The organism is Nocardia sp. SYP-A9097 (assembly GCF_009649815.1).
GTDB lineage: Bacteria > Actinomycetota > Actinomycetes > Mycobacteriales > Mycobacteriaceae > Nocardia.
In genome coordinates this window covers 239037-257068 of the sequence record NZ_WJIC01000002.1, presented here as the reverse complement: position 1 = coordinate 257068, position 18032 = coordinate 239037, and the positions used below count along the sequence as shown (strand labels likewise).

Here is an 18032-nt window from a genome sequence, read left to right as displayed (position 1 = left end):
CAGGTTACGCGACCGCTCCTCCCCGCCGACCAGCCGGTTCCCATCGACCGCAACCAAGATCATCGGGACCGTCCGGAGGCAAAACGCGAGAGACCACCGCCGTGAGGGTGAGGTCCCACTCGCCGAGGATCAAGATCACCAGGCGCCGAGCGTGGTGGGTACTCGCGCTTCGCCACGGTGAATGCCTGGTGATCTTGATTGGGCGGGGTCAGGGTTGGACGTGGGTGAGGTGGCGGGTGATGGCGGCGGTGACCAGGCGGGCGGGGTCGAAGCCGGGAGCCATGGCTTCGAGGCTGCGGTTGGATACCAGGGTTGCGATGCCGTGCAGGCTGGTCCAGAGGCTGAGGGCCAGTTCGTCGGGATCGGGTGAGTCGCCCGCCGCGGGTTGACCGCCGGCCGTGGCGACGAGGTCGCGCCAGCGGCGGAACATGGGCAGGGTGGTGGTGGCCCGGAGGTTTTCGCCCGCGCCCTCGAGGAGGTCGTGGCGGAACATGAGGGTGAACATTTCCGGGCGTTCGACGGCGAACTCCAGGTAGGTCCGGCAGGTGCGGTCGAGACGGTCCCGGGGCGTATTCCCTTGTATCGCTTCGAGTCTCGTGCCGAGGTCGGCGTAGCCGCGGGCGGCGATAGCGGCCAATAGCGAGTTGTGGGTGGGGAACCAGCGGCGGGGTGCGCCGTGTGAGACGCCCGCCTCGCGGGCGATGGCGCGCAGGCCGAGCTGGCCCGCGCCGACCTGTTCGAGCATGTCGGCTCCGGCGCTCACCAGTCGCTCGCGCAGCGGCTCAACCACATTCATGTCGGACATCCTCCCAAGCTCCGGCGAGCGATTCGTCGTAGACATTGTCTACCCCGTGGTGTAGACGTTGTAGACGGTGTCTACGCAACTCGTATCGGAGAGATCTTCATGTGGTACTGGCTGTTGAAGCATGTGCTCGTCGGGCCGCTGCTCAAATTGCTGGGCAGGCCGGAAATCGAAGGCTTGCACCATGTTCCGGCAGACGGTCCGGTGATCATCGCGGCGAATCACCTGGCGGTGGTGGACTCGCTGTACCTGTGCCTGGTGTTGCCCCGCAAGGTCACCTTCATCGCCAAGCAGGAGTACTTCACCACGAAGGGTTTCCGGGGGCGGGTGAATCGGTGGGTCATGAACGCGACCGGTCAGGTACCCGTGGATCGCACCGGTGGGCAGGCCGGGGGTGATTCGCTCGCGGCGGCCGCGCGGATTCTGCGGGCGGGCGGGGTCTGGGGCATTCACCCGGAAGGCACGCGTTCACCGGATGGCCGTATCTATCGCGGTCGCACCGGCGTGATCAGGGTCGCCATGCAGACCGGCGCGCCCGTGATCCCGGTCGTACTCTCCGGCACCGATCGGATGAATCCGCGCGATCGCCGCTTCCTGCGCCCGGCGAAGGTGCGTATCTCCATCGGCCGCCCGCGCTACTTCGTCCCGGCCGACCGGTACGGTGTGCGACAGGCGACCGATGAGCTCATGGCCGATCTGGTGCGCCGCTCCGGCCGCCCCTATGTGGATTGCTACGCAGCCACATTCAAGGATCGCGCCGACGCCGCCTAGCCACGGCCGCGACTCGCGTATAGCTCGAGGCGGGGGTGGTGTGGAGCACCTATCACCGCGTGTTAGAGTCTTCAGGTTGTCTCGGCGAGGGTGCGACACCCCAAAATGTCCACCGTGATCGACGGGTTTCGGCTTCCGGCCGTCCCTGTTGGTCTTCGCCTGACGAATAGACCAACATCGCGCCAGGGCGGCAAGTTCCCCTGGCCAGCACGCTGACATCAGCCCGGACGAGCCGTAGGAGTAGACAGTCATGTCCGACGCCAACCTTCTCGAAGCCACTGTACGCACCGAGTTCGGCAAGGGCGCGGCCCGCCGCACCCGCCGCGACGGCAACGTTCCCGCCGTGCTCTACGGCCACAACACCGAGCCGCAGCACCTCGCCGTGAACGCGCGCGACTTCGCCGCCATCCTGCGTGAGCACGGCACCAACGCCGTGCTGAACCTGAACATTGCGGGCGAGAAGCACCTGGCACTGACCAAGTCGGTCGTCGTGCACCCGATCCGTCGCTACATCGAGCACGCCGACCTGCTGGTCATCCGTCGCGGTGAGCGCGTCGTCGCCGATGTGCACGTGAACCTGGTCGGCGAGGCCGCCTCCGGCACCCTGGTCACCTCGGACGTCACCGTGCTCTCCATCGAGGCCGACGTGATGAACCTGCCCGAGGCCATCGAGGTCTCCATCGCCGGTATCGCCGCCGGTACCCAGATCAACGCGGGCGACATCGCGCTGCCCGAGGGCGTCACCCTTGCCGGTGACCCGGAGGCGCTGATCGTCAACATCATCGCCGCCCCGGCCTCCGCGCAGGAGACCGAAGAGGCCGCCGAGGCTGCTGCCGCCGGCGAAGCCGCCTCCGAGTAATACTGCCGCACAACGGTTTTCGTGACCGAGGCAACTGCCGGGCCCGTGCTCGTGGTCGGACTGGGTAATCCCGGAACCGAGTACGAGCGCACCCGGCACAATGTCGGATTCATGGTCGCCGATCTGCTCGCGGAGCGTGTCGGCGGTCGTTTCACCGTGCACAAGAAGTCGGGCGCGGATCTGCTCGAGGCACGCCTGGACGGGCGCAAGGTGCTGATCGCGAAACCGCGCAGCTTCATGAACCTGTCCGGCCGCCCGGTCGCGGCGCTGGCGAAATTCTTCTCGGTGCCCGCCACCGAGGTGATCGCCATCCACGACGAACTGGATCTGCCGTTCGGTGTGATCCGGTTGAAGCAGGGCGGCGGTGAGGGCGGGCACAATGGCCTGCGCTCCATGTCGCAGGCTTTGACCACCAAGGATTACCTGCGGGTGCGGTTCGGTATCGGCCGCCCGCCGGGTCGTCAGGATCCCGCCGATTACGTGCTGAAGCCGTTCTCCGCACCGGAGCGCAAAGAGGTCCCGGTGATCGTGGAACAGGCCGCCGACGCGGTCGAGCTGCTGCTGCGCGTGGGCCTGGAAACCGCCCAGAACCAGTTGCACTGAGTAGCAAAGCACTTCGCGCCCCGTCCGGAATTCCGGACGGGGCGTTTTCGTCAGCTCACCTGGGCTGTCGTAGCCGAGCGGCGCAGCTTTCCGGAGGAGGTCTTGGGCAGCGCCCCCGGACCGAGAATGGTGACGCTGCGCGGGCGCACACCCACCTCCGAGAAGACGGCGTGAACTATGTCGTGTTCGATGCGTTTGACCTCGGCCGGATTCTGAAAGTCGTTGCTCTCCACCACAACCGCGAAGCTCTCGCGTTTCTGGCCCGCGTCCAGACGCACCGCCACCGCATTGCCGGGGCGAACTCCCTTGATACGTAAGGCCGCTCGCTCGATATCGGTGGGGAAGATATTGCGGCCGCCCATGATGATGACGTCCTTGATGCGACCGCAGACCACGACCAGGCCGTTCTCGGTGAGGTAGCCGATATCGCCGGTATCCAGCCAGCCTTCGGCATCCTGCGCGGGCCGGAATCCAGCCACCGTCACATAGCCGGAAGTTACTGCGGGGCCCCGCAATTCGATCACGCCGACACTGCGGACCGGGAGGGGTTGGCGGTCCGCGTCCACCACCCGGCCCTCCAGATTGTCGACCAGGTAGCCGAGCGTGGGCAGGCGGCGCACCGCGCTGTGATGGTGTTCGGGATGCCGCACCGGCACCGCCTTGCCGATCGCCTCCAGTAGATCCGCGTCGACCACGTCGAGAATCTGCCCGAGGCCCGGATCCGGGATGGAGACGGCCAGGGTGGTTTCGGCCATGCCGTACACGGGGGTGAGCGCCATCGGGTTGAGCCCGAAGCGTTTTCCCGCCTCGGCGAGCGCGTCCATGGTGTCGGCGTCGACGGGTTCCGCGCCGTTCCACATGTAGCGCACACAGCTCAGATCGAAGGTCCCTTCGTCGGCATTGCGCAGCCTGCGAGCCAGCAGTGAATAGGCGAAATTGGGTGCGGCGGTGACGGTTCCACGATATTTGGAGATGAGTTCGGCCCACAGGATCGGCCGGACCAGGAAGTCCAGTGGTGTCACGCATACCACCTCCGCACCGAACTGCATTGGGACGCTGAGAAATCCGACCATGCCCATATCGTGGAAGAGCGGCAGCCAGCTGATCATGACGTCGTCGTCGAGCTGGAATTTCACTCGATCGAACATGGCGTAGGCGTTCACGAAGAAGTTGCCATGCGTGATCCGCACCGCCTTGGGTGAACCGGTGGAGCCGGAGGTCAACTGCTGCAAGGCGATATCGTTCTCGCCGGTCGGTAGCGGCTCGGTCTCGCTGCCCCGGCGCATCTGCTCGATGGTCACCACGGCGATCCCGCGTTCGGCGAGCAGGGGTGCCGCGGCCTCGAAGGGGGCGCCCAAAACCACTGCGCGAGCCTCGATCATGCGCAGCACGGTCTCGGTATCGTGCGCCCACATCTGTAGATCGGTGCGCGGCGTCGGCTGGTGCAGCATGGTGATCGAGGCCCCGCGCATCCATACGGCCTGGCAGGCCGGGGCGATATCGACCGGCATTCCGGCGAGCACGCCGACCGCATCGCCATGCCCGATCCCGGCCTCGGCGAGGCCCCCGGCCATTTCCCTTGCGATGCGATGGATCTCGCCCCACGACTGCCGCAGCGGGGCGTCGGGTTCCCCCGTCACCAGCCCATGCGTGGACGTGCGCGCGGTGGCATACATTTCCTGGGTGAAGCGGCTCACGATCGACTCCTCAAACGCTGGCCAACACCTCAACTATCCCGCCGCAACCTACCCCCTGTTAACCGTTTCGGAATAGTTGCGGTCCCGTCTTCCATGACTTTCGGGCATACCCGGCGAGTTACCCCGACGTCGCGAAATCAGGCGTCACCTTCACAGCGCGGTAACCGCCTCGGTGAAGCGGTCGAGGTCTTCGAAGGTGATGAAGGCATGCGGGGAGGCGCGGACCACCGAGTCGAGGTCGCGGTCGGTCATATCCAGGAGGGTGGAGGAGCGGTGGCTCACGGTCACCGTGATGCGGTCGCGGGCGAGGCGGTCGCGGACCTCGATGGGCGTGCGGCCCTCGACCGTGAAGGAGACGATGCCCGCGTGCTGGGTGCCCCGGTCGCGAACGGTCACCCGGGGGATCTCCTGCAGGCTTTTGCGAAGGTACTCGGCGCGTTCGGCAATGGCCTCGTAGATATCGGCGGGGCCCTGGTCGAGCAGGTATCTGATGGCCGCGCCCAGGCCGAGGCGGCCCGCGATATCGCACTCCCAGAATTCGAAGCGCCCGGCGTCGGGGGCGAGTGCGTATTCGGCGGGACCGGTCCAGGCGGCGCTGTGCAGATCCAGGCGGCTCGGCTCCATCGAGGCGGCGAGTTCGGGGCGCACGTAGAGGAAGCCGGTGCCGCGCGGGCCGCGTAGCCATTTGCGCCCGGTCGCGGACAGCGCGTCCACGCCGAGTTCGGTGATGTCCAGGGGTAGCTGGCCCGCGGATTGGCAGGCATCCAGCAGCACCAGCGCACCGGCGCGGCGGGCGATCCGCGCGGCCTCGGCGACGGGATTCACCAGTCCGCCATTGGTCGGAACATGAACCAGCGAAACCAGTTTCACGCGTTCGTCGACCATGGTTTGCAAGGCGTCGAGGTCGAGTTGCCCGCTGCTGTCGCTCGGAATCGTCTCCACGACGGCCCCGGTCTGCCGTGCCCGCTGCAGGGCGGCGATGGCATTGCTGGCGTAGTCCGCGCCGGAGATGAGGATGCGGTCGCCCGGGCGCAGCGGCACCGCGTAGAAGAAGTCGCTCCACGATCGGCTGGCGCTGTCGCTGAGGGCGATGGCCTCGGCGGGGGCATTGATGAGCTGCCCGATCGCGGTCTTGACGCCGCTCAGATCATCGAGGCGTTCATTGGCGGCGCGATAGCCACCGATCTCGGCTTCGCGGCGCAGGTGGGCGATCGCGGTGTCGACGACGATACGCGGGGGCAGCGAGGAGCCGGCGCTGTCCAGGAATACCTGGCCTTCGCAACCAGGGGTATCGGCACGTAACCGGGCAATATTCACCATACGATCGACCATATCGGTTGGGGTGTTCTCCAATTCGTCAGATTTGTTGTCGGTGTTCCTCGCTACTCTGGATTGATCGCCCGCGCTGCCGGACGGTCAAGGTTCACTCGAACGGAGGTTGGCATGACGGTTTCGACATCCCTCACCGATTTGCCGCGAATTGTCGGGCGTTCGGGGCAGGCCACCACCGTGCAGACCGGTCGGGTCGCACAGGCTCCCGGGAGCGAGTTCTCCAGCCGTGCCGCGGCCGAGGCCTATATCGGCAAGGTCTGTTTCAAGCAGGGCCCACCCATGCTCATCGGCGCCGAATTGGAGTGGCTCACCGCGCAGGGGGAGCCTTCGGCGTCGGCCCCGCGTCCGCAGTTGACTGTGCTCGCAGACGCACTGGGGCCCCATGCGCCGCAGTCCATTTCGCCAGATTCCCCGGCGCATCCACTGCCGGGAGGTAGCCGGGTCACGATTGAACCCGGTGGCCAGATCGAACTCTCCAGTGCCCCGTTCGGAACCGCCGCCGAACTGTGTGAGCGCCTGCGCACCGATACGGTCCGCCTGCGGGAACTCCTGGACTCCCGCGATATCCACACCTTCTCCGCCTCCGCGGATCCGGCCCGCGGCCCGCAACGCCTGCTCCAACTACCGCGATATCGCGCCATGGAGCGTTCCTTCGCCGGAATCGGCCCCTTCGGGGCGCTCATGATGTGCAATACCGCCGCCACCCAGGTCAGCGTCGACGCCGGAGCGGACGAAGCCGATATAGCCGCCCGCCTGACGGCCCTCTACGCCATCGGCCCGGCCCTGCTGGCCGCCTTCGCCTGCTCCCCGATCCTCAGCGGTGCACCTCCGGGCAGCTGGGCGTCCCAGCGCATGCGCACCTGGCTCCGCCTCGACTACCTCCGCACCCGCCCACCCGTGCACAACTGGGCCGATCCCGTGGCGGGCTATGCCCAGTGGGCGCTGGACGTACCACTGTTGTGTGTACGGCCGAACAGTTCGCTGAGCGCCGAGCCGGGCGACAATGGCGCCGCTGGAGGCTCGGATGCCTCTGCCGCGGCCAATGGCTCGGATGTCTCCGCCGCAACCATCGGCTCGGGTGGCTCGGGCTCGGATCGGACCACTCGCGCCGGCGGCTCTCACGGTTCCTCGAATGTGGTTGGCGCCGTCGGGTCATTCGGCGGGGCGACCGCCCATCGGCCCAGCTCCGGTGCCGCCGATTGGTCGGCCCCGCCCGGTGCGACCTTCGCGGACTGGTTGTGTGGTGCCCTCGACGACGAAATCGACCGCCGCCCAGACCAATCCGACCTCGACTACCACCTGACCACCGTCTTCCCCCCGGTCCGCGCCTCCGGTCACCTGGAGGTCCGCTACCTGGACGCCCAACCCGGCGACACCTGGACCGTCCCCGTGCACGCCATAGACGCCCTGGTCTCCACCCCCGCCGTGGTGGCGGAGGCGACCGCGCTGGCGAGCTCGACGGCGGGACTCTGGTCCGAAGCCGCCCGCTACGGCCTCGCCGACCCCGAAATCCGCGCCGCCGCGGTAGCTCTCCTGGATTTGGCCACCGCCCACGCCGCGACCCCCTCCGCCGCAGCGGAATTGGCGGCCGCCGCGGCACGTTGCCGCCAAGGACTGGCGCCCACAGCCGATTCCACCTCCGGGAGCCGCGCATGATCGCGAACGTGGCGGCACGAATGAGTGGCCGCCGCCGTTCGACATGGGTTTTCGACGGCCGGGCGTTTTCCATTCTCGAATCGAATTCGGAGTTTTGTCATGACTATTCAGCTGCCGGGAACTGATCGGGGCGAGACAGAGCGGCTGCGGGCGCGGATCGCGCAGGTGCTGGAGCGGGCTCGGGGGCGGACTGCGGGACTCACCGACTGCCTGGACGAGGCGGAACTGGTGGCGCAGCATTCGCGGATCATGAGTCCGCTGGTGTGGGATCTCGCGCATATCGGCAATCAGGAAGAGCTGTGGCTGGTGCGGGATGTGGGCGGGCGGGAGGCCGTGCGCTCGGATATCGACGAGCTGTATGACGCCTTCAAACACGCTCGGGCGAATCGACCGGCACTGCCGCTGCTGAATCCGGGGCAGGCGCGCGAGTATGTCGGGCAGGTGCGCGGGAAGGTGTGGGATGTGCTGGAGCACAGCCCATTACGCGGCGGAGAACTGGTTACGGACGGGTTCGCGTTCGGGATGATCGCCCAGCACGAGCAGCAGCATGACGAGACCATGCTCGCGACACATCAACTGCGGCAGGGCGAAGCGGTGCTCGCCGCACCCGCCTCGCCGACCGTGCCGCACCCCGTGCGCGGCGAAGTGGTCATTCCCGCAGGCGAATTCATCATGGGCACCGATTCCGATCCGTGGGCGCTGGACAATGAACGGCCCGCACATCCGGTGCACGTGCCCGGTTACGCCATCGACGCCGCACCCATCACCAACGAGCAGTACCTGGAGTTCATGGCCGATGGCGGCTACGAACGCCCCGAACTCTGGTCCGAGCGCGGCTGGGCACATCGCGTCGAAGCCGGATTGGTCTCCCCGCAATTCTGGGAGCTGGATGGTGGCGGCCGTTGGTGGCGCAGGGTTTTCGGCACCATGCAACCGTTGCGCCCGCACCAGCCGGTTCTGCACGTCTGCTATTTCGAGGCCGAGGCGTACGCCGCCTGGGCGGGCAAACGCCTTCCGGCGGAAGCGGAGTGGGAGAAGGCGGCCCGCTTCGACCCGGCCACCGGCCGCTCCCGCCGCTACCCCTGGGGCGACACCGACCCCACCCCCGAAACCGCGAATCTCGGCCAGCGGCACCTGGAACCGGCGGACGCGGGCGCATATTCCGCGGGCGCGTCCCCGCAGGGCGTGCACCAGTTGATCGGTGACGTCTGGGAGTGGACCTCCTCGGACTTCACCCCCTACCCCGGCTTCCGCCCCTTCCCGTACCGCGAATACTCCGAGGTCTTCTTCGGCGGCGACTACCGAGTCCTGCGCGGCGGCTCCTTCGGCGCGGACGAGGTAGCCGTCCGCGGCACCTTCCGCAACTGGGACCACCCCATCCGCCGCCAGATCTTCGCCGGCTTCCGCCTGGCCCGAGACCTCACTCCCGAGGACCTCTGATGTGCCGCCACCTCGCCTACCTGGGCCCACCCGTCCCGGTCGGCGACCTCCTGACCCGAGGCCCCCACTCCCTCCGCACCCAATCCTGGGCTCCCCGGGACATGCGCGGCGGCGGCACCATAAACGCCGACGGCTTCGGCATAGCCTGGTGGACCCCAGCACCACCACCTCACCCCGAAGGTGTCATCTGGCACGGCGGTATTCGCCAGGACGACATGAACAACCCGGAGCTGCAACCGATCCCGGTCGCCCCGGTGGCGACCCGCTACCGCAATGCAGCCCCGATCTGGACGGATCCGGCCGTGGATGAGGTACTGCCGCAGATACATTCGACGGCCGTACTGGCCGCCATCCGCTCGGCCACGGTCGGCATGCCGCTGGAGCGCACCGCGTGCGCCCCATTCACCCACGGCCCCTGGGCTTTCAGCCACAACGGCGCAATCCCGGATTGGCGCAACACCCTCACCGCTGTCGCCGCCGAATTCGATTCGCCTTCCCTCCTGGAGGCCGAATCGATGACCGACTCGGCCGCCCTCTGGATAATCCTGCGCGGCCTACTCGAAGGCTTCGGATCGGAGGAGGCCGAGTCACGCGGATCATCCAGTGTCGCTGCGGATTCCGGTCCGGCGCAGGCGCATACCGTCGGTTCGGCGGTCTCCCTCGGCACGAGTGCGAGCATCCGCGCGGGGGCTGATGCGGCGGCCCGGATCACGGGTTCGAGCTGGGCGTCCGGCTCCGCCGATGCATCGGGTGCTGCGGGCATGCCGGCTGATCATCGCCGAGCGGTGGCCGGCGGGAGGCGCGGGTTGGCGCCCGAGGTGGCGCTGCCGCTGGTTATTCGGGCCGTGGGGGAGCGGTCGCCGCGGGCTCGGCTGAATTTGCTGGTTGGGGATGGGGGGACGGTGTGGGCCTGTACTTGGGGGCATGCGCTGTCGGTTTTGGTGGGGGAGGAGTTCGTTGTGGTTGCTTCGGAGCCCTATGACGACGATTCGCGGTGGCAGGCCGTCGGGGATCGGCAACTCGTGGTGGCGCGGCCGGGGTGGCTTTCGGTGCAGGACCTGGATATCGAAATCGGAAGGGCTGGTTCATGAGTGCCGCATCGCTGGACATTCATTTGACGGACGAGGATTTGACCGCCGCCTTGCGCGCCGATGTGCGCGAGGGGCTGACGGCTGAGCCGAAGTGGCTGCCGCCCAAATGGTTCTACGATGCGCGCGGTAGCGAGCTGTTCGAGCTCATTACCGAACTCCCCGAGTACTACCCGACTCGGACCGAGCGGGCGCTGCTGGAGCGGGTGGTCGGGGAGATCGCCAAGCTGGCGCAGGCCGAGGTGCTGGTGGAATTGGGCGCTGGATCGGCCGCCAAGACTCGGCTGCTGCTCGAGGCGCTCACCGCCGAGGGTCCGCTGAAAACATATGTGCCGCAGGATGTATCGGTATCGGCGCTGACCGGTGCCGCCGAACAGGTGGCGATGGAGTTTCCGGGGCTAAGCGTGCATGGGGTGGTCAGTGACTTCACCGCCACGCTGGACAATCTGCCGCGCGGCGGTCGGCGCATGATCGCCTTCCTGGGGGGCACCATCGGCAATCTGGTGCCGCGGGAGCGGGCGGAATTCCTTGCCGGGGTGCACGATGTGCTGGAGCCGGGTGAGCAGTTGCTACTGGGCGCGGGTCTGGTGATCGATCCGGCGATTCTGGTGCCCGCCTACGATGATGCCGCCGGCGTGACGGCCGAATTCAATCGCAATGTGCTGCATGTACTCAATGCGCGGCTGGGTGCGAACTTCGAGCAGGAGAAGTTCGCGCATATAGCGCTCTGGGATGCCGAGCGCGAGTGGATCGAAATGCGTTTGGAGGCAACCGAAGCCGTGACCGTCACCATAGCGGAGCTGGATCTGACAGTGGATTTCGCGAAGGGTGAGCAGCTGCGCACGGAGATCTCCGCCAAATTCCGGCCCGAGGGGCTCGAAAGCGAGCTGGCCGCAGCGGGTTTCGCGACCGAACGGATCTGGACCGATCCGGACGAACGCTTCGCGTTGGTTTTGGCTGAGCGGAGGTAGATCCCGGCCGGAAGCATACCGGGATTACGAATGGCGGCCGCCTGGATGGGCGGCCGCGGAGCTAACTGGTTACTGCCGCAAGCCATTCCATGGTGGGTCGCATGGTTTCCCAGGCCGCGCGGATTTCTTTGGCCGCGCGGGGCGTGCTCAACCAGGCGGGTGCGCCGAATTCCTTGCTGATGACGAGGGATTTGTGGCGCAGGAGTTCGATGCGCGGATGGTCGGCGGCGTACCCCTTGGGTTTGGTGGCGAGTTTGTCGCCGCCGATTGTGTAGCCCGCCTTGGTTACTCCGGCCAACAGCTGTTCCAGCTCGGCTCCGCGCACGTCATTGTCGATGGTGCTGCGGAGCTGGGCGAGCTGGGCCGGTGACGGCCCGTATATTCCGGCGGCGACGAAGAGTCCGGCCGCCCCGATCTGTACGTACCAGCCACCTCCGGAGGTGGCATGCACCGTCGCGCCCTGATGATCCTTATAGGGTTTCTTGTCCTTGGAGAACCGCACATCCCGATACGGCCGGAAGAATTTGGCCGTCCCGAAATCCGGTTCCAGCTCGGCGAGCAGCGCCTGCATGGGATCCCGTACCGCGGTCTCCCATACTTTCTTATTGGCGGTCCAGAAGGCTTTGGAATTATCGGCCTCGAGGTCTTCGTAGAAGTCGAGCCCGGTGAGCGGGAATCCGGTGAATTTTGTCATGGGTCAGGTCCGAGTCAGGCTCGACCCGTAGATGGCCAGACCGATGATCACGCCGAGCACCAGCGTGATGCCGGAGGCGATGGCGGCCCACTTCCCGAGCGGCTCCCCCTTGCTGTTGCCGATCACACCGAGCACGATGCCCGCGATACCGAATCCGGGCGGGCAGAACAGCAATGCGATTCCGGCACAGACGAATCCGATAATGGAGAAGATCTGCGGTCCGGAGCGCGGCGGCGGCGCCCCATAGGGCTGTGCGGGAAACGGCTGATACCCCGGCTGCCCATATCCCGGCTGTGGATAGGGCTGTTGCCCGTACTGCTGCTGCCCATAGGGCTGCTGCGGATACGACGGATACCCGCCCGGCTCACCCTGCGGCTGGCCACCCATCGGCGGATAGTTGTAAACCCCACCTGCCGGGTACCCGCCCGGCGGCGGCTGCTGTCCGGGAGCTCCGGGGTTGTACTGCGTGGTCGGCGCGTCCTGCCACTGCCCGGGCTGGGCCTGGCCCGCGGGATCGCCCTGCCACTGTCCGGGCGCGGGCTGGGCGGGAGCGTCCCACGGTCCTGCGGCGGGAGCGTCCTGTGGCTGACCCGGTGCTTCCGGAGTCGCCTCGGGCTCCTTCTTGAACATGTCGCCCGAGTTGGACTGGGGTTCGTTCGGCGGCGTGCTCATGTCGCGCCTTCCTTGGAGGTCGGTGTGAACACTTTCCATGGGTATCACAATGCGGGCCGTCACGCGTAACAGACGAAATGCGTTAATCGCCCGGTTCGTCGACGATTTCCATGGCGGCGAGCTCGGCGGGCCGGTCGTCCTCGGCCTTGTATTCGTCACGCTGACGGCGGCGGGTCCACTCCTGGTCGAGTTCGGCTTCGATCCCGAGTCGCCCGGTGTCGTCGTTCTCGCGGTTGCGGATGACGAGTTCGTCCGGCGGGTCGGCGATATAGCGCTCGTACTCGCGCACCTCATCGGCCTGATCGTCATCGCCCATGTCGTAGTCGAGGTCTTCGATGTCCTCTTTGTCGAGTACCTCGTCGATGAGCTGATCCTCGTCATCGTTGCGCCGGTCGTCCATGCAGCACCACCCTCTGCGCGTCAGCGCACCCGTAGCGAACTGAAGTACGGGTGCAACGCTACCGCTGAGGAGTGAAGGAACGCGACAACTGATCTCGTAAGGTCAGGGTAACTCGTCGGGTACGCCCGAAACGTGGGGCGCACCCGACCGTCAGTACGTGAATGGTACTGGAGGGGCTCTCAGGCCGTGCGCTGAATATTCGGGGAGGCGGAGGAGCGGTGTTACGCGTTGCCGTTGAAAAGGCCGGTGACAGAACCGTTTTCGAAGACCTCGCGGATGGTCTGCGCGAGCAGCGGCGCGATCGACAGCACGGTCAGCGTCGGGAACTTCTTGTCCTCGTCGATGGGCAGCGTATTGGTGACCACGACCTCTTTCGCGCCACAGTTCGCGAGCCGCTCGGCGGCCGGGTGGCTGAGGATGCCGTGGGTGGCGGCGATGACGACATCGCCCGCGCCGGCCTCCTTGAGCACCTTGACCGCGCCGGCGATGGTGCCACCGGTGTCGATCATGTCGTCGATCAGGATGCAGGTGCGGCCCTCGACGTCACCGACCACGCGGTTGGCGACAACCTGGTTGGCCACCAGCGGATCACGAGTCTTGTGGATGAACGCCAGCGGCGCGTCCGACAGCGAGTTGGCCCACTTCTCGGCGACCTTCACGCGACCGGCATCCGGGGAGACCACGGCGATATTGTCCAGCGCGTAGTTGTTCCGAATGTGCTCGGCCAGCTGCACCTGTGCGTGCATGTGATCGACCGGGCCGTCGAAGAAGCCCTGGATCTGATCGGTGTGCAGGTCGACGGTGATGATGCGGTCGACGCCCGCGGTCTTGAGCAGATCGGCGATCAGTCGAGCCGAGATGGGCTCGCGACCGCGGTGCTTCTTGTCCTGGCGGGCGTACGGGTAGAACGGCAGCACCGAGGTGATGCGCTTGGCCGAACCGCGCTTGAGCGCGTCGATCATGATGAGGTGCTCCATGACCCACTGGTTCAGCGGGGCCGGAAAGCTCTGCAGCACGAAGGCGTCGGAGCCGCGAACCGATTCCTCGAACCGGACGAAGGTCTCGCCGTTCGCGAAGTCGCGCGCGGTCTGCGGGGTCATATGGACGTTGAGTTCCTTGGCCACCGCTTCGGCGAGCTCGGGATGAGCGCGTCCCGAGAACAGCATCAGGTTCTTGTGGTTTTCGGTAGAGAACGCGGTCACGGACGTTCGCCATCCTTTTGCTCGTTGGATATCTCGGTCTTGCTCGGTTCGTCCGAGTTGCCCGCGAGAGCCGATTCGGCCGCGCGGGCTGCATCGGTGCCGGGGCGATTGCGCTGCACCCAGCCTTCGATATTGCGTTGCGCTCCACCCGACACCGCGAGGGCACCCGGGGGAACGCTCCTGCGCAGTACAGTACCCGCCGCCGTATAGGAGCCGTCACCCACGGTGATCGGTGCGACGAACATGGTGTCGCTGCCGGTGCGGACATGTGAGCCGACCACGGTGTGATGCTTGCGCACCCCGTCGTAATTGACGAAGACGCTGGAAGCGCCGATGTTGCTGTGTTCGCCGATGGTGGCGTCGCCCACATAGGTGAGGTGCGGAACCTTGGAGTGCGCGCCGATATTCGCGTTCTTGGTCTCCACGAATGCGCCGAGCTTTCCGGCTTCGCCGACCGAGGTGCCGGGGCGCAGATAGGCGAATGGTCCGATATTCGCGCCGGGTCCGATGTTGGCTTTCTCGCCGTGTGTGCGGACCACCTTCGCGCCGTCGCCGACGACCACATCGGTGAGCGTGGAGTCGGGTCCGATCTCGGCGTCCTCGCCGATGCTGGTGTCGCCCAGCAGTTGTACGCCCGGGCGGATCACCGCGTCGCGTCCGATGACCACGCTGCCGTCGATCCAGGTGGTGGCCGGATCGATAATGGTGACCCCGGCGCGCATATGCCGTTCCACGATGTACCGGTTCAGCGTGCGCGCGGCATCGGCCAGTTGGACGCGGTCATTGACCCCGGTCACCTTGGCGGAGTCCAGAAGTCGCGCACCGTGCACCGGATGTCCGGCCTCGCGAGCGAGTTTCAGTACATCGGTGAGGTACAGCTCGTAGCGCGCGTTGGCGGTGTCGATGCGGGTGATCATCACGCGCAGCACGGCGGCGTCGAAAACGTATACGCCGGAATTGACCTCGCCGATGGCGGCCTGTTCCGGGGTGGCGTCGGCGTGCTCGACGATCTCCAGCAGGCGACCCTGCGGGTCACGCACTATGCGGCCGTAGCCATTCGGGTCATCGGGTGCGAAGGTCAGCACCGTGACCGCCGAACCCTCGGTGTAACTGCGGTGCTCGTCGAGCAGCGCGTGCAGGGTATGCCCGTCCAGCAGTGGCACATCCGCGTAGGTGACCAGGACGTCACCGCTGAAATCTTCCGGCAGCGCGGTGAGCGCGCACTGGACGGCGTGCCCGGTGCCACGCTGTTCTTCCTGCACCGCCAGGATGATCTGGCGGCCGAGCTCTGCTCCTACCTTGCCCACCGCGTCACCGACCGCTTCGCGGTCATGGCCGATCACGGTGATGAGGTATGTCGGGTCGATCTCGCTCGCCGCATGCAGCGCGTGTGCGAGCATGCTGCGGCCGGCCATCGGGTGCAACACCTTGGGGGTCTTGGACCGCATTCGGGTTCCGGCTCCGGCGGCGAGAACGACGACGGCGGTCTGCTGTGGCATGGATCTCCCTCGGCTGCGCGTCATCGTGCTGAGTTCTTTGTTGCGCTGGGCCACAGTTGTGCTGCGTCAGCGATATGCGGGGCCAACCATAGTGACCCCGTTCGCGAGCTCCGCCGCCAGGACTCGAACCTGAACTAACTGAACCAAAATCAGTGGTGCTGCCATTACACTACGGCGGATTGCAGCCCGGCGGACCGTTCGGTTCGCCGACTCTGCTTGTTATGGCATGCGCGTGTAGATACTCGCACATGCCCCCGCCATTCCGCGATTTTTCCAGTTCCGCCTCCCGAAACTTCTGCTGAACGACGGGTCGGCCGGGGTTTTCGCGGTGTCCCGGCCGACATCTGTCGGCGGGGGCTCTGAGACAGTTCGCTTCCCGTCTGGAATGGTTGTAGGACGTTCGTACGGCATGCAAGGGAGAGGCGGGGCGATGACTGCGGGTGATGGCGGCCGAGTATCGCGTCCTCGTATGACGGGAACCCAACGGCGACAGCAACTCATCGAGATCGGGCGGACCCTTTTCGCGGAGCGCGGATACGACGCCACTTCGGTGGAGGAGATCGCGCAGCGGGCGCAGGTCTCCAAACCTGTGGTGTACGAACACTTCGGCGGCAAGGAGGGTTTGTATGCCGTTGTGGTGGATCGGGAGATGTCCGCTCTGCTCGAGATGATCACCGCCTCGCTCTCGCAGAACCGGTCGCGGGTGCGGCTGGAGCAGGTGGCGCTGGCGTTGCTCACCTATATGGAGGAGCGCACCGACGGGTTCCGCATTCTCATGCGTGATCAACCGGCGTCCGCGGCGGAGGGTACGTACTCGAGTCTGTTGAACGAGGCGGTAAATCAGGTGGCGCACATACTCGCCGGTGATTTCGAGCGCCGCGGCTTCGATACGAGTTTGGCGACGCTGTACGCACAAGCGCTGGTGGGCATGGTCGCGACGGCGGCGACGTGGTGGCTGGACGAGCGTTCACCGTCGAAGGAAGTGGTCGCCGCGCACCTGGTGAATCTGTGCTGGAACGGTCTCACGCATCTGGAGGCGGAGCCGAAGCTGGCGTCGGAATGGCCCAGTGGCAAAGGAGTACGAGACCTTTAGGTCTGAAATCGGTATGGGACAGCGGCGGAACTGGACAGTTAACCAGTGAATTGCGAAGGAGGACGGGTCGAATGCTCGAATCGACTGGCATACGACAGCCGGGTGGTACGGTTCACCCATCCTTCGAGTGCTGTTCGAACTGTGATGTCGGTCAACTTCGGGATGTCGGTCTACTTCAGGATGGCTGGTTTGATGACAGGCGGATCTGATGGCTAGGCAAGCGCGTGCGGAGATCACTCGCGATTCCGTGCTCGCGGGCGCGGCCGATGTCTTTCTGCGACTGGGTTATGCGAACGCGTCCCTGTCCGAGATCATCGCACAATCGAATGTGACCAAGGGCGCCTTGTACTTTCACTTCGGTTCCAAGGAGGAGCTGGCCCGTGCGGTAGTCGATCAGGGCAATGAGCGACTGGTCAGCGCGTGTCAGGGCTTCTTCGATCCGCGCGTGCCGGCACTGGAGGCGTGCATCGGAATCACCTATGTGGTGGCCGATTTGACGATGAACGATCCGATGGTCGGCGCAATGCTGAAGCTGACCCACCAGATCGGCGACTACCGCGGCGCGACCGGTGAGAACATCGCCAAGACCTGGGGTGAGACGCACCGTCTGCTCGCGGAACGCGCTATCGCACAAGGGGATCTGGAACCGGATCTGGATCCGGAGACCATCGGCCTGCTGCTGCAAGAGGTGACGACCGGCGTCCATATGGTCGCGGTCAGCACCGAGACCATCGATCAGATGGCGACGCGCATGGAACGGGCCTGGTACTTCCTGCTCCCGTCCATCGTCCCAGACGAAAAGGTCGCCTACTTCAGGGAATTCGCCGCTCGGCGCCTCCGTCGCTACGTGCAGTAGTTACCGGGGCATATCGGGATTCTCGCGTTTGAGCCGACGCCAGCCGCCCGCGCGATTGTTGGCGATGATCTGCTTGAACATGGCGAGAAGGGCTGGGGTGTTGAGGGTTTCGCCCTCTTGGACAGCGATCATGCGTGCGGTCTTGTTCTCGTGCCCGCCGGTGATGATGCCGTGCGGGTCGGCCACGATCCCGCCGTCGTAGAGAAAGATGTCCAGGGCCTTCTCGGTTCCCAGTAGTGCGCAGATATTTCCGTCGAGTACGAAGTACGGCTGCACGCTCCGTTTGATCGTCTCCTGGACCGCAGGGTCCGCCGCGTGCACGATTTCCCGCACCTGATGACAGATCTTCTGCTGCCATTCGGGTAGCCCCTCGATGTAAGTGTCCACTCGAGGATCG

The 18032-nt window shown here is 65.9% G+C and carries 17 protein-coding genes, 1 tRNA gene and 1 pseudogene; 9 read left to right on the top strand and 10 right to left on the bottom strand.

Annotated features, from left to right (window positions below; all coding sequences use genetic code 11):
• Positions 1 to 208: 208 nt before the first annotated feature.
• Positions 209 to 796 (bottom strand): TetR/AcrR family transcriptional regulator, encoded by a 588-nt coding sequence (locus tag GFY24_RS04905; RefSeq protein ID WP_153803773.1) that lies wholly within the window; start codon positions 794 to 796, stop codon positions 209 to 211.
• Positions 797 to 904: 108 nt separating this feature from the next.
• Here GFY24_RS04905 and GFY24_RS04900 point away from each other — a divergent pair, with 108 nt between their 5' ends.
• The 3 genes from GFY24_RS04900 (at position 905) to pth (ending at position 3035) form a co-directional block, all read left to right on the top strand.
• Positions 905 to 1573, top strand: a complete 669-nt coding sequence (locus GFY24_RS04900; RefSeq protein WP_153803772.1) for a 1-acyl-sn-glycerol-3-phosphate acyltransferase — start codon at positions 905 to 907, stop codon at positions 1571 to 1573.
• 250 nt (positions 1574 to 1823) lie between these two features.
• Entirely contained in the window at positions 1824 to 2432 is a 609-nt protein-coding gene (locus tag GFY24_RS04895) for a 50S ribosomal protein L25/general stress protein Ctc (protein ID WP_153803771.1), read from the top strand.
• A gap of 21 nt (positions 2433 to 2453) precedes the next feature.
• Entirely contained in the window at positions 2454 to 3035 is a 582-nt protein-coding gene (pth, locus tag GFY24_RS04890; protein WP_309230466.1) for an aminoacyl-tRNA hydrolase, read from the top strand.
• A gap of 50 nt (positions 3036 to 3085) precedes the next feature.
• Here the strand turns inward: pth and GFY24_RS04885 are convergent, their stop codons facing one another.
• Together GFY24_RS04885 and GFY24_RS04880 are read right to left on the bottom strand one after the other, a co-directional pair.
• The gene (locus GFY24_RS04885) at positions 3086 to 4732 is read right to left on the bottom strand and encodes a fatty acyl-AMP ligase (RefSeq protein WP_309230465.1); all 1647 of its coding nucleotides are present in this window, start codon (positions 4730 to 4732) and stop codon (positions 3086 to 3088) included.
• Between the two features lie 150 nt (positions 4733 to 4882).
• Complete coding sequence (locus tag GFY24_RS04880; RefSeq protein WP_153803770.1) at positions 4883 to 6052, bottom strand: aminotransferase class V-fold PLP-dependent enzyme; 1170 nt, start codon at positions 6050 to 6052, stop codon at positions 4883 to 4885.
• A 123-nt stretch (positions 6053 to 6175) separates the two neighbouring features.
• On the opposite strand from GFY24_RS04880, the gene GFY24_RS04875 reads away from it, so the two are divergent.
• From GFY24_RS04875 to egtD, 4 genes and pseudogenes are all read left to right on the top strand, one after another.
• Positions 6176 to 7720: a glutamate-cysteine ligase family protein gene (locus GFY24_RS04875; protein WP_153803769.1), complete on the top strand. Its 1545-nt coding sequence runs from the start codon at positions 6176 to 6178 to the stop codon at positions 7718 to 7720.
• A gap of 99 nt (positions 7721 to 7819) precedes the next feature.
• Positions 7820 to 9160 (top strand): ergothioneine biosynthesis protein EgtB, encoded by a 1341-nt coding sequence (egtB, locus tag GFY24_RS04870; protein WP_153803768.1) that lies wholly within the window; start codon positions 7820 to 7822, stop codon positions 9158 to 9160.
• Positions 9160 to 9720: pseudogene (locus GFY24_RS41640) on the top strand (hypothetical protein); the annotation flags it as partial. The gene egtB and the pseudogene GFY24_RS41640, both read left to right, overlap by 1 nt.
• A 527-nt stretch (positions 9721 to 10247) precedes the next feature.
• Positions 10248 to 11219, top strand: a complete 972-nt coding sequence (egtD, locus tag GFY24_RS04860; protein WP_153803766.1) for an L-histidine N(alpha)-methyltransferase — start codon at positions 10248 to 10250, stop codon at positions 11217 to 11219.
• 61 nt (positions 11220 to 11280) lie between these two features.
• Here the strand turns inward: egtD and GFY24_RS04855 are convergent, their stop codons facing one another.
• The 6 genes from GFY24_RS04855 to GFY24_RS04830 all read right to left on the bottom strand — a co-directional run bounded on the left by GFY24_RS04855 (position 11281) and on the right by GFY24_RS04830 (position 15865).
• On the bottom strand, positions 11281 to 11913 hold the full coding sequence (locus tag GFY24_RS04855; RefSeq protein WP_153803765.1) for a DUF2461 domain-containing protein: 633 nt from the start codon (positions 11911 to 11913) through the stop codon (positions 11281 to 11283).
• Positions 11914 to 11916: 3 nt separating this feature from the next.
• Complete coding sequence (locus GFY24_RS04850; protein ID WP_153803764.1) at positions 11917 to 12585, bottom strand: hypothetical protein; 669 nt, start codon at positions 12583 to 12585, stop codon at positions 11917 to 11919.
• 82 nt (positions 12586 to 12667) lie between these two features.
• Positions 12668 to 12985: a hypothetical protein gene (locus GFY24_RS04845; RefSeq protein WP_153803763.1), complete on the bottom strand. Its 318-nt coding sequence runs from the start codon at positions 12983 to 12985 to the stop codon at positions 12668 to 12670.
• A gap of 221 nt (positions 12986 to 13206) precedes the next feature.
• A complete protein-coding gene (locus GFY24_RS04840; RefSeq protein ID WP_309230464.1) occupies positions 13207 to 14187 on the bottom strand; it encodes a ribose-phosphate diphosphokinase in 981 nt (326 codons plus the stop codon).
• On the bottom strand, positions 14184 to 15686 hold the full coding sequence (glmU, locus tag GFY24_RS04835; protein WP_153803762.1) for a bifunctional UDP-N-acetylglucosamine diphosphorylase/glucosamine-1-phosphate N-acetyltransferase GlmU: 1503 nt from the start codon (positions 15684 to 15686) through the stop codon (positions 14184 to 14186). Before glmU ends, GFY24_RS04840 begins: the two co-directional genes overlap by 4 nt.
• Before the next feature lie 108 nt (positions 15687 to 15794).
• Positions 15795 to 15865: transfer RNA gene (locus GFY24_RS04830), tRNA-Gln, on the bottom strand.
• A gap of 290 nt (positions 15866 to 16155) precedes the next feature.
• On the opposite strand from GFY24_RS04830, the gene GFY24_RS04825 reads away from it, so the two are divergent.
• Both GFY24_RS04825 and GFY24_RS04820 read left to right on the top strand, forming a co-directional pair.
• A complete protein-coding gene (locus GFY24_RS04825) occupies positions 16156 to 16779 on the top strand; it encodes a TetR/AcrR family transcriptional regulator (RefSeq protein WP_153803761.1) in 624 nt (207 codons plus the stop codon).
• A gap of 208 nt (positions 16780 to 16987) precedes the next feature.
• Positions 16988 to 17635: a TetR/AcrR family transcriptional regulator gene (locus GFY24_RS04820; protein ID WP_153803760.1), complete on the top strand. Its 648-nt coding sequence runs from the start codon at positions 16988 to 16990 to the stop codon at positions 17633 to 17635.
• Here GFY24_RS04820 and GFY24_RS04815 read toward each other — a convergent pair whose 3' ends face one another.
• Entirely contained in the window at positions 17636 to 18022 is a 387-nt protein-coding gene (locus GFY24_RS04815; protein ID WP_309230463.1) for a DUF1801 domain-containing protein, read from the bottom strand. It lies immediately after the preceding gene.
• Positions 18023 to 18032 lie beyond the last annotated feature (10 nt).

Coding starts and splice junctions, on each gene's coding strand:
- GFY24_RS04900 (WP_153803772.1), top strand. CDS start 905: ATGTGGTACTGGCTGTTGAAGCATGTGCTCGTCGGGCCGCTGCTCAAA.
- GFY24_RS04850 (WP_153803764.1), bottom strand. CDS start 12,585: ATGAGCACGCCGCCGAACGAACCCCAGTCCAACTCGGGCGACATGTTC.
- GFY24_RS04905 (WP_153803773.1), bottom strand. CDS start 796: ATGAATGTGGTTGAGCCGCTGCGCGAGCGACTGGTGAGCGCCGGAGCC.
- egtD (WP_153803766.1), top strand. CDS start 10,248: ATGAGTGCCGCATCGCTGGACATTCATTTGACGGACGAGGATTTGACC.
- egtB (WP_153803768.1), top strand. CDS start 7,820: ATGACTATTCAGCTGCCGGGAACTGATCGGGGCGAGACAGAGCGGCTG.
- GFY24_RS04875 (WP_153803769.1), top strand. CDS start 6,176: ATGACGGTTTCGACATCCCTCACCGATTTGCCGCGAATTGTCGGGCGT.
- GFY24_RS04855 (WP_153803765.1), bottom strand. CDS start 11,913: ATGACAAAATTCACCGGATTCCCGCTCACCGGGCTCGACTTCTACGAA.
- glmU (WP_153803762.1), bottom strand. CDS start 15,686: ATGCCACAGCAGACCGCCGTCGTCGTTCTCGCCGCCGGAGCCGGAACC.
- GFY24_RS04825 (WP_153803761.1), top strand. CDS start 16,156: ATGACGGGAACCCAACGGCGACAGCAACTCATCGAGATCGGGCGGACC.
- GFY24_RS04895 (WP_153803771.1), top strand. CDS start 1,824: ATGTCCGACGCCAACCTTCTCGAAGCCACTGTACGCACCGAGTTCGGC.
- GFY24_RS04820 (WP_153803760.1), top strand. CDS start 16,988: ATGGCTAGGCAAGCGCGTGCGGAGATCACTCGCGATTCCGTGCTCGCG.
- GFY24_RS04880 (WP_153803770.1), bottom strand. CDS start 6,052: ATGGTGAATATTGCCCGGTTACGTGCCGATACCCCTGGTTGCGAAGGC.
- GFY24_RS04845 (WP_153803763.1), bottom strand. CDS start 12,985: ATGGACGACCGGCGCAACGATGACGAGGATCAGCTCATCGACGAGGTA.